This is a genomic window from Streptomyces caelestis (genome assembly GCF_014205255.1).
Lineage (GTDB): Bacteria > Actinomycetota > Actinomycetes > Streptomycetales > Streptomycetaceae > Streptomyces > Streptomyces caelestis.
Genome location: NZ_JACHNE010000001.1, coordinates 8,926,616 through 8,936,092, shown reverse-complemented (window position 1 = coordinate 8,936,092; position 9,477 = coordinate 8,926,616). Strand labels below are relative to the sequence as shown.

Annotated in this window: 9 protein-coding genes and 1 pseudogene; 4 read left to right on the top strand and 6 right to left on the bottom strand. The window is 69.9% G+C overall.

The window, feature by feature from the left end; all coding sequences use genetic code 11:
- Positions 1–280: 280 nt before the first annotated feature.
- Positions 281–2,953 carry a DEAD/DEAH box helicase gene (locus HDA41_RS40555; protein WP_184992995.1) on the top strand — a complete coding sequence of 891 codons (2,673 nt, stop codon included), beginning with the start codon at positions 281–283 and terminating at the stop codon, positions 2,951–2,953.
- A 138-nt stretch (positions 2,954–3,091) separates the two neighbouring features.
- Here HDA41_RS40555 and HDA41_RS40550 read toward each other — a convergent pair whose 3' ends face one another.
- From HDA41_RS40550 to HDA41_RS40540, 3 genes are read right to left on the bottom strand one after another with little or no spacing between them, the layout of a single operon-like run.
- Positions 3,092–3,796 carry a PaaI family thioesterase gene (locus HDA41_RS40550; RefSeq protein WP_184979501.1) on the bottom strand — a complete coding sequence of 235 codons (705 nt, stop codon included), beginning with the start codon at positions 3,794–3,796 and terminating at the stop codon, positions 3,092–3,094.
- 46 nt (positions 3,797–3,842) lie between these two features.
- Positions 3,843–4,853 carry a zinc-dependent alcohol dehydrogenase gene (locus HDA41_RS40545; protein WP_184979503.1) on the bottom strand — a complete coding sequence of 337 codons (1,011 nt, stop codon included), beginning with the start codon at positions 4,851–4,853 and terminating at the stop codon, positions 3,843–3,845.
- The gene (locus HDA41_RS40540) at positions 4,846–5,277 is read right to left on the bottom strand and encodes a tautomerase family protein (RefSeq protein ID WP_184979505.1); all 432 of its coding nucleotides are present in this window, start codon (positions 5,275–5,277) and stop codon (positions 4,846–4,848) included. The genes HDA41_RS40545 and HDA41_RS40540 overlap by 8 nt, the downstream gene beginning before the upstream one ends.
- A gap of 125 nt (positions 5,278–5,402) precedes the next feature.
- Here HDA41_RS40540 and HDA41_RS40535 point away from each other — a divergent pair, with 125 nt between their 5' ends.
- Positions 5,403–5,993: a TetR/AcrR family transcriptional regulator gene (locus HDA41_RS40535; protein WP_184979507.1), complete on the top strand. Its 591-nt coding sequence runs from the start codon at positions 5,403–5,405 to the stop codon at positions 5,991–5,993.
- 49 nt (positions 5,994–6,042) lie between these two features.
- On the opposite strand, the gene HDA41_RS40530 is transcribed toward HDA41_RS40535, so the two are convergent.
- The 3 genes from HDA41_RS40530 to HDA41_RS40520 all read right to left on the bottom strand — a co-directional run bounded on the left by HDA41_RS40530 (position 6,043) and on the right by HDA41_RS40520 (position 8,090).
- Positions 6,043–6,519 (bottom strand): tautomerase family protein, encoded by a 477-nt coding sequence (locus HDA41_RS40530; protein ID WP_184992997.1) that lies wholly within the window; start codon positions 6,517–6,519, stop codon positions 6,043–6,045.
- Between the two features lie 75 nt (positions 6,520–6,594).
- Entirely contained in the window at positions 6,595–7,221 is a 627-nt protein-coding gene (locus tag HDA41_RS40525) for an NAD(P)-dependent oxidoreductase (RefSeq protein WP_184979509.1), read from the bottom strand.
- Positions 7,222–7,247: 26 nt separating this feature from the next.
- Positions 7,248–8,090 carry an aldo/keto reductase gene (locus tag HDA41_RS40520; RefSeq protein ID WP_184979511.1) on the bottom strand — a complete coding sequence of 281 codons (843 nt, stop codon included), beginning with the start codon at positions 8,088–8,090 and terminating at the stop codon, positions 7,248–7,250.
- 73 nt (positions 8,091–8,163) lie between these two features.
- Here HDA41_RS40520 and HDA41_RS40515 point away from each other — a divergent pair, with 73 nt between their 5' ends.
- Positions 8,164–8,829: a helix-turn-helix transcriptional regulator gene (locus tag HDA41_RS40515; RefSeq protein ID WP_184979513.1), complete on the top strand. Its 666-nt coding sequence runs from the start codon at positions 8,164–8,166 to the stop codon at positions 8,827–8,829.
- Positions 8,830–8,887: 58 nt separating this feature from the next.
- Positions 8,888–9,273: pseudogene (locus HDA41_RS42165) on the top strand (DEAD/DEAH box helicase); the annotation flags it as partial.
- Positions 9,274–9,477 lie beyond the last annotated feature (204 nt).

Sequence of the window (9,477 nt, the reverse complement as noted above, 5' to 3'; positions counted from 1 at the left end):
GCCGCGTTCCAACGGGCGCGGCGCCGGGTGTCGGCGGCACTGGGGGGAGGCCGGCGGTCTGTGCACGGCGCGGACGGTGGAGCTGTCTGACGGGGACGTCATCCTCTGCACGCGTGAGCCCGGCACTACGAGCCGGACAACAAGCCGTTGTGGAAGGACGGAAGGCCCGGCGGCTGGCATGTCGCCAATGCGTCGATCTGGGGCGACTCAGCCGCTCACTCACACCTGCACGTAGCTGTCTAAATAACTGCCAGAATAAGGCGCCAAGGGGAGCAGGGAAATGTCTGCAATCCAACTCAAGGAACACCAGGTTGACCAAAGGTCGGCTCTCCGTAAATGGGTTGGATTTCCTGCAAGATCATCTGTGCCCCCGGAGGGGGCTCGGGGCACGATCGTGTCAGCGACCGGTTCAGGCAAGACGATCACGGCGGCCGCATGCGCTCTGGAGTGCTTCCGGGACGACCGGATCCTCGTGACCGTGCCGACCCTGGACCTGCTCGTGCAGACCGCCCACGCGTGGCGCCTGATGGGTCACCAAGCCCCGATGGTCGCGGTGTGCTCGCTGGAGAACGACCCGGTCCTCAACGAGCTCGGGGTGCGCACTACCACCAACCCGATCCAGCTCGCTCTGTGGGCCGGGTCCGGGCCGGTGGTCGTGTTCGCCACGTATGCCTCTCTCGTGGACCGCGAGGACCCGGAGGGCCCGACGGGCCAGCGGAAGGTTCGCGGGCCGCTGGAGGCCGCTCTGGCGGGCGGGGAACGCCTCTACGGACAGCAGATGGCAGGCTTCGACCTCGCCATCGTGGATGAGGCCCACGGAACCGCCGGTGATCTTGGTCGACCGTGGGCCGCGATCCACGACAACCAGCGGATCCCCGCCGACTTCCGGCTCTACCTCACCGCGACCCCGCGCATCCTGGCCTCGCCCCGCCCGCAGAAGGGCGCGGAGGGCCAGGAAGCGGAGATCGCGACCATGGCTGACGACCCGGAGGGCACCTACGGCGCGTGGCTCGCGGAGCTCGGACTCTCGGAGGCGATCGAGCGCGAGATCCTCGCCGGGTTCGAGATCGACGTGCTGGAGATCCGCGACCCCTCCCCCGTGCTGGGGGAGTCGGAGGAGGTGAGGCGCGGCCGGCGCCTGGCGCTCCTGCAGACCGCGCTCCTGGAACACGCGGCCGCGTACAACCTCCGCACGGTCATGACGTTCCACCAGAAGGTGGAGGAGGCCGCCGCGTTCGCGGAGAAGCTGCCCGAGACGGCAGCGGAGCTGTACGTCAACGACGCCTCCGACGACGACCTGGCCGCTGCGGACAAGCTGCCGAAGTCCTCGATCGACGCGGAGTTCTACGAGCTGGAGGCCGGCCGCCACGTACCCCCGGACCGGGTGTGGTCGGCATGGCTGTGCGGCGACCACCTCGTGGCCGAGCGGCGCGAGGCGCTGCGCCAGTTCGCCAACGGCATCGACGCGGCCGGCCGACGGATCCATCGCGCCTTCCTCGCCAGCGTTCGCGTGCTCGGGGAAGGCGTCGACATCACAGGCGAGAGGGGAGTCGACTCGATCTGCTTCGCCGACACCCGCGGCTCCCAGGTGGAGATCGTCCAGAACATCGGCCGGGCGCTCCGGCTCAACAAGGACGGCTCCACCAAGGTCGCGCGGATCATCGTGCCGGTGTTCCTGGAGCCGAGGGAGGACCCGACCGACATGGTCGCCTCCGCGAGCTTCAAGCCGCTCGTGGCCGTGCTCCAGGGCCTGCGCTCGCATGATGAGCGCCTGGTCGAGCAGCTCGCCTCCCGTGCGCTCACCAGCGGCAAGCGCAAGGTGCACGTCCGGCGCGACGAAGAGGGGCGGATCGTCGGGGCCGGCGGCGAAGGTGACGGCGAGGACCAGGAGCAGGACGACACGCAGGCCGCCGCCGAAGCGGCCCTGCTGCACTTCTCCAGCCCGCGCGACGCGGCGACCATCGCTGCGTTCCTGCGCACCCGGGTCTACCGGCCCGAGTCCCTGGCGTGGCTGGAGGGCTACCAGGCCCTGCTCCGGTGGCGATCGGACAACGAGATCACCGGCCTCTACGCCGTCCCGTACGACGTTGAGGCCGAAGTGGGCGTGACGAAGTCGTTTCCGCTGGGGCGGTGGGTGCACCAGCAGCGCAGGACGCTGCGCGCCGGCGAACTCGACCCCCACCGCAAGGAACTGCTGGACGCCCCGGAGGCCGGGATGGTCTGGGAGCCGGGAGAGGAGGCGTGGGAGAACAAGCTCGCCGCGCTGCGCTCGTACCGGAGGGCCACCGGGCACCTCGCGCCGCGTCAGGACTCGGTCTGGGGCGAAGGTGAGGCGATGGTGCCCATCGGGCAGCACATGGCCAACCTCCGGCGGAAGGGAGCGAAGAACGGACTGGGCAAGGACCCGAAGCGGGCCGCCGTACGCGCAGCACAGCTCACTGCGATCGACCCGGACTGGGACTGCCCGTGGCCGCTGGACTGGCAGCGGCACTACCGCGTCCTCGCGGACCTGGTCGAGGCCGACGGCAGCCTGCCCGAGATCCAGCCCGGCGTGCTCATGGACGGCGACGACATCGGCAAGTGGCTCCAGCAGCAGAAGAATCCGGGCACCTGGGCGCGGCTCCTGCCCGAACAGCAGGAGCGGCTGTCCACGCTGGGCATCAAGCCGCTGGAGGAGCCGTCTCCCGCCCCGGCCGCCAAGGGTGCGACGAAGGGCACGAGCAAGGCACAGCAGGCCTTCCAGCGCGGCCTGACGGCCCTCGCACAGTGGGTGGAGCGGGAAGGTCATCGGCCCGTGCCGAGGGGCCACAGTGAACAGATCGCGGTCGGCGGCGAGGCCGAGCCGGTGGTCATCAAGTTGGGCGTATGGGTATCGAACACCCGCGCGAGGCGGGACAAGCTCACCCAGGAACAGCTGGACGCACTGCGGAAGCTGGGCATGGACTGGGCGTGACGGTGCCGACTGTGGAGGCAGGACCGGAGGTAGGCGTGCTGTTGGCCCAGGACGCTTGAGCAATGGGGGTTTGCCGTGGTGTGCCGGATCCGTTCCGCCGGCAACTTCTGGCGGGGGATACGCCGTATGCCTGGCTGGTTACCGTTCGGCTTGCAGCCCCGGGAACAGGGTGCGAGTGCGGTGGGGGTCGGGAGCAATGAAGACCCCGTCGGCCGTGACGAGGTTCGCGTCAGGGTCTGTCTGGGTGGTGATCGACCCGCTCACGAAGATCTTGCGGTCGTCCGTGCCGGTGACGCGGGCGAGGATCCGCAGAGGTGTTTCCAGTGGGACCGGGCGGTGGTAGCGCATCTGAAGGGAGACGGTCAGGCCGGGCGTTCCCGCTGCTGCGCAGGCGCGGCCCATGAGTTCGTCCAGGAGCATGGCGCTCATGCCGCCGTGGCCGTAGCCGGGCGGCCCTTCGTGGGCGATGCCGGGCGTGCAGTGACCCACCAGGCCGTCGGCGGTGGGTGTTACCTGTACGGGCGGGGCCAGCGGGCTTCCGGCCCCGGTCACTGGGCTGTAGATACGTGTCCCTGTGGGGAACTCGTCCACCTCGGGGATCTCCGCCCGCGACCGCTGTCGGCCCGTCAGCTGGCTGGTGACGGCGCGGACGCCGTCCGCCACACGGTGGAGGGTGTCCGGGGAGGCGGCGGTGCGGACGGTGGCTTCCACCAGGGCGCGCAGTTCGTGACCGAGGTGGGTGATGGCCGCCTTCTGGTCTTCCAGTTCCTCTTCCCCGGCTGTCGCTCGCGTGGGGTCGGTGGCAGTGCCAGTGGGCGGCGGGTCGGTGAGGGAAGTGTGCATCGGGTTTCTCGGTGGGGTGGGCTGGTGGGGTGCGGGCCGGGTGCGGTCAGTCATCGGCCCGGACGAAGACCGGCTTGAGGTGCTTCTCCGGCAGCGCGGTCGGCAGGTCCTCCCAGTCGATGACGCGGGAGACGACTTTCTCGGGGGCGACCTTGCCGGAGGCGGCGAGTGCGAGGGCGTCGGGGATGTGGGCACGGACGTTGTCGCGGGCGATGCGCAGGGTGACGCCGTTGAGGTACATGTCGAGCAGTGGCAGTTCACCGGGACGGAAATGGTTGCCCGCCGACTCGCACATCCCTTCCGGAGTCAGGGATTTGACGGCGAGGGCGAGCTGGTCGACGCGGCCGGTGGCCTCGACGGCGATGTCGTAGCCCTGGGGGATCGGGTCCAGGGTCTCGGCGGTGGCGGCCCCGAACGCGCGGGCCAGGGTGCGGTGTTCGGGGTCGGGGTCGACGTAGAGCACGTCGGAGGCGCCAAGGGCGCGGGCGATGTCGCACACGTACAGGCCGATACTGCCGCGGGCGACGACCAGGACGCGTGCTCCGGGGCAGGCCTTGAGGTGCGGGGCGACCAGGCGCCAGGCCAGGGACCAGTTGTCACTCGCGGAGGCCATGGCGACCGGGTCGAGGCCGGCCGGTAGCGGGACGAGCATGGCGTCGGCGTAGGGCACGCGGACCAGGTCGGAGAAGAGCCCGCCCCAAGTGCCGCCGATCGGTGCGCCGTACATCGCCATGTAGGGGACGGCGGTGCAGTGCGCGGTCAGCCCGGCCCGGCATCGCTCGCAGGTGCCGCAGTTGATGGACCAGGGGACGACGACCAGGTCGCCGGTGGCGACGGTGGTCACGGCGTCGCCGGTCTCGACGACCCGGGCGACGCACTCGTGGCCGAGGGCGAACGGTGGGTCGATGAAGCCGTGACCGGCCAGGATGGAGGAGTCGACGTCGCAGGAGGTGGCGGCCACCGGTGCGACGATCGCCTGTCCATCGGACTGGAGTCGAGGGTCGGGTGCCTCGCGCCACTCGACGGTGCGCCGGGCGACGTAGGTCAGTTCACGCATCGGTGCGCTGCCCCTTCGCCAGTGCCACCAGGTCGGCGTAGCGGATGACGGAGCCGCCCGCACCCCAGGTGCCGTCGGGCTGCTCGCGCACAAGCACCCACACCCGCGGGGCGTCGTCCCGGCCGAGGCCGGCCGCGGCCAGGACGGTCTTCGTCGCCTCCTCGACCAGGCCCGCCTTGCGGCGCTCGGACAGGGCTCCCTGTGGGACGGTGACCTCCACCAAAAAGCGCGGCGCGTCGTCCTCGGCGGTGGTCTGGGCGCCTTCCGGCAGTTCGGTGAGGTAGCTCCATGCCTGGGCGCGGAAGAACGCCGTGTCGGGTGCGCCCTCCCAGCGCAGCAGCACCGCCGCGAGGTCACGCTGGATGCTCTGGCGGCCTTGTGCGGTCAGGGCGGCGGCCGGGGCGGTGAGCCGGATCATCGGCATGGCATACCTCGCTTTGTTTCGTTCGTCTTCTTGTCGTTCGACGACACAGGTATATGACGGTCGTTATAAGTGCCGGTCACGCTAGACTATGACGGCTGTTATATCCAGTGGGGTCAGAAGGGATCATGTACGTGACCAAGCCCAGCCCGGCGGCGCGCGAGCGGATCGTGGCCGGTGCGGCCGACATGATCAGCCGGCGCGGTCTGAACGCGACGAGCATCCGCGAGATGGCCAAGCACGCCAGGGCGCCGCTCGGCTCGACGTACCACTACTTCCCCGAAGGCAAACAGCAGTTGGCCACCGAGGCCGTCCGCTACACGGGCGAGTGGGTCGCGCGCCGTCTACGCAAGGAGCTGGAGGCGGGGCCGGCCTCCGGGCTGCGGGCGTTCCTCGGCCTGTGGCGCAAGATCGTCGTCGACAGTGACTTCCGGGCGGGCTGCCCGGTTCTCGCCGTCTCCATCGAGGAGCCGCCCACGGACGAGACGCCGGCCGCCCTGGTAGCCGCAGCTGACGTCTTCGACGCCTGGGAAAGCCTGCTGGCCGACTCGCTGTGCGAGCACGGCGCCGAGCGTGAGCAGGCGGCCCAGCTCGCCACCCTCGTCGTCGCGGCCGTCGAGGGGACCGTGGCCATGTGCCGCGCCAAGCGCAGCACTCAGCCCCTGGATCGCACCGCGGAGCAGTTGCAGGCCCTCGTCCTCGCCGCGATCAAGGGCTGACCGGGCAGGGGCAGGGCTCCGTGCATGCCTGGAACCGTCGTTGTCGACTTCAGGCGCCCAGCGCGGCACGGACGGCTTTGGCCCTCCCCTCCGTGAACACACCGCCCTCAAGGAGGGGGAGGACGGACAGCACGCCCCCGGACGAGCCCCAGCTGCCCTCGTCGATCACGCGGAAGTTGACCCACCACGTCGGTGACGGCTTCTCCAGTCCGCAGGACTTCGCCAGCGCGGCCAGGACGCGCTCGATGACCTGGCTTCGTACGTCCGGCTGCCAGGCGGCGTCCATGACCGCGATGTCGATCACCATCACGTCGAGTTCCTGACCGGCGTCCGAAAGCAGCCGTCCGCCGATGGCCATCATGTCCAGCTCGCGCTCGACGAAGTGCACCTGGAACCCCACGCGGGCGGCCGGAGCGGGCTTCCCCACCTCGGGCACCAGCACCGCGTCCGTCAGCGTCTCGGCCAGCTCACGGCGCTGCTCAAGGCCGAGGTGTCCCTTGGGGGCGTTCACGGTAATGATCGTCAGGACATCCTCCTATGACAGGCGTTATAGAGCCCGAGGCCCCGTCTATAACGACTGTCATACTCGGAGTGCGGACACTCAGTCCGAGATCACGGCGGCGCGGTTGATCCACTCGCTGCCGTGTGCTGCCTGGTGCATGAAGGCAGCGACGTCCGCGCGGCTGATCGTCGGGTTGCCCTTCATCGGCAGCCGGTCGTCCGCCCTGTACGTGCCCATGGCGGGGCCGTGGGTCAGCCTGGTGGGGTAGACCACGGTCCAGTCCAGCCCGCTGGAGCGGATGCTCTCGTCCGCGATCTCCTTGTCGGCGTAGATCGACCGCAGCAGCGTGCTGTAGATCAGCTTCTGTGTGGTGCTCGACCAGTGGAAGGTGTCGCCGACACCGAACGACGACAGCCACACCAGGCGGGAGACACCCGCTTCCCCGGCTGCGCCGATCACGGCCGCCGAGGCGCGCGTGAAGAGGCCGTCGGCGCGCATCGAATTTCCCCTGCCGAGCGCGGAGACGATCGCGTCGTGCCCGGCCGCGGCGGCGGCGAGGTCGCGGTGTGAGGTGGCGTCGCCGGTGACCGGCGTGACCCGCTTGGCCAGGTCACCCAGGGCCGCCGGGTTGCGGACGAAGGCCGTGACCGAGTCACCGGATCGCACCGCCAGGTCGATGACATGACGGCCGGTGGGACCGGTCGCGCCGAGGATCAGCAGCTTCATGGCAGGGGCTTCTTTCGTGTGCGATGTCAGGACAGGTCGGCGAGGTCGTCGTCGGTGAGGGTGATCGCGGCGGCGGCCATGTTGTCCTCCAGGTGCGGGAGGGATCCCGTGCCCGGGATGGCCAGGGCCATCGGGGAGGAGGCCAGCAGCCGGGCGAGGCCGATCTGGGGGACGGTGGCGCGGTGCCGGGCCGCCACCTTCGCGAGACGCTCGTCGTCGAGTTCCCGACCGCCGCCCACAGGGAAGAAGGGCACGAAAGCGATGCCGGACTCCTGGCAGGCGGCCATGACGTCCGCGTCGTCACGCTGGGCGGCGTGGTTCTGTACGGCGGCGACAGGTGCGATGGCGCGAGCCTCCGCGAGATGGCCGGTGTCGACGTTGCTGAGGCCGAGGTGCCGGATCAGGCCCTCCTCGCGCAGCGCGGCGAGCGCCTCGAAGCGTTCGGCGAGCGACTCGCCGTGCGGGGGTGTCATCGCCCCGATGCGCAGGTAGACGAGATCGAGCCGGTCCACGCCGAGGCCGGTGAGGTTGGCTTCGACAAGGCCGCGCATGTCGGCCGGGGTGCCCTGGTGGAGGCCGTCGGGATGGATGATCGGGCCCACCTTGGTCGCGATGACCAGGTTGGACGGGTAGGGGTACAGCGCCTCGCGAATCAGGCTGTTCGCACGCACCGCACCGTCGTGGCTGACGTAGAAGTCGGCGGTGTCGATGTGGTCGGCCCCGAGTTCGACGGCGCGCCGCAGCACGGCACGGCCAGCCTCGGGGTCGCGGGCGGGGCCGCCCATACCGTCCTTGGACGGCAGACGCATGGCGCCGAATCCGAGCCTGTTGACGTCCAGGTCGCCGCCGAGGCGGAATCTGTTGCTCATGGGCTTGAGCCTGTACGGCCCGGCACCAGCCGACGAGAGCGTGGCATGTTGCTGCCACCCGCACAATGAACGCATGTCACAGGTCATGATGCTTCGCGGTGATGTTGAGCTCTGGACGCGGCTCAAGCCCTTGACGGAGTCCGACGACACGGAATGGGTCAACGTCGCCCGCGACCTCGACACCTGGCCCGGCGCGCGCGAGGCCGCCCGCCTGACGATGCGCCGCAACGGGGCAGTTCCGGCCCGCAAGCTGTACAGCCCTGCCGTACTCGCCGACGAGCGCGACCGGGAAGCCCTGCGCGAGATGGCAGCACACGGCATGCAGATCCGGATCACCGCCGCCCCCTTGTCCCGGGGAGCTTTCTTCATCGACCGGCGAACCATGATCCTCACCAGCCCCATCACACCCGCACCGGCCGCCCACGGACACCGCACCTACACCATGAGCGCCACACCGGCCCTGGTCGACGGGGCCTACGCTCTGTTCCAAGCCGCTTGGGAGAGCGCCACCGACCTCGCGGCCTTCCTCAGCGCGCAACGGCCCCGGATCGACGCCCAAGCCGCAAGGGTTCTGCGCGCCCTGACCTCCGGCGCCACCGACGAGACAGCCGCACGGGAACTCGGCATGTCGCTGCGCACCTACCGCCGCCGGGTCGCCGAACTGCTCGTCACCCTCAACGCGGGCTCCCGTTTCCAGGCCGGAGTACGCGCGGGCGAGTTGGGCCTGGTCCGCGGGTGATCGCCGCCATCAACCGACACGCTCAGCCACAGCCGCGGGCAGCCGCAGCCGACCACCATTACAGAACATCGGCCGCGCACTCACGTTGAACCGCGACAGCTCAACGAAGGTCGCACGGATCATCGTGCCGGTGTTCCTGGAGCCCGGCGAGGACCCCACCGACATGGTCGCCAGCGCCAGCTTCCGCCCCCTTGTAGCGGTCCTCCAAGGACTCCGCAGTCACGATGAACGACTCGTCGAGCTGCTCACCTCCCGTGCCCTCAGCAGCGGGAAGCGCAAGGTGCACGTCCGGCGCGATGAGAACGGGCAGATCATCGGGCCGGCGGCGAGAACGGCGAGGACCAGGAACACGACGACACCGACGCCGCTGCCGAATCGGCCCTGCTCCACTTCTCCAGCCCGCGCGACGCCTCGACCATCGCCGCGTTGCGAGGAAGGACGCACTGTGAGACCGACCGAAACTGAAGACAGACCGACGCGCAGATCGCGGAGAGGTACTCGTCCTCACGGCGGCGGCAACGGGACCGGGCGGCAAGTGGTGCCCGGACGACGTCTGCGGAGTCGTCGAGGCCGTCGGCACCAAGTCACCCCGTTCATTCCGGCGGCTGACGAGGTCTTCGGCATGCTGTCACGGGCCTGAAGAGACCG

Coding starts and splice junctions, on each gene's coding strand:
- HDA41_RS40555 (WP_184992995.1), top strand. CDS start 281: ATGTCTGCAATCCAACTCAAGGAACACCAGGTTGACCAAAGGTCGGCT.
- HDA41_RS40550 (WP_184979501.1), bottom strand. CDS start 3,796: ATGCACACTTCCCTCACCGACCCGCCGCCCACTGGCACTGCCACCGAC.
- HDA41_RS40545 (WP_184979503.1), bottom strand. CDS start 4,853: ATGCGTGAACTGACCTACGTCGCCCGGCGCACCGTCGAGTGGCGCGAG.
- HDA41_RS40540 (WP_184979505.1), bottom strand. CDS start 5,277: ATGCCGATGATCCGGCTCACCGCCCCGGCCGCCGCCCTGACCGCACAA.
- HDA41_RS40535 (WP_184979507.1), top strand. CDS start 5,403: ATGTACGTGACCAAGCCCAGCCCGGCGGCGCGCGAGCGGATCGTGGCC.
- HDA41_RS40525 (WP_184979509.1), bottom strand. CDS start 7,221: ATGAAGCTGCTGATCCTCGGCGCGACCGGTCCCACCGGCCGTCATGTC.
- HDA41_RS40520 (WP_184979511.1), bottom strand. CDS start 8,090: ATGAGCAACAGATTCCGCCTCGGCGGCGACCTGGACGTCAACAGGCTC.
- HDA41_RS40515 (WP_184979513.1), top strand. CDS start 8,164: ATGTCACAGGTCATGATGCTTCGCGGTGATGTTGAGCTCTGGACGCGG.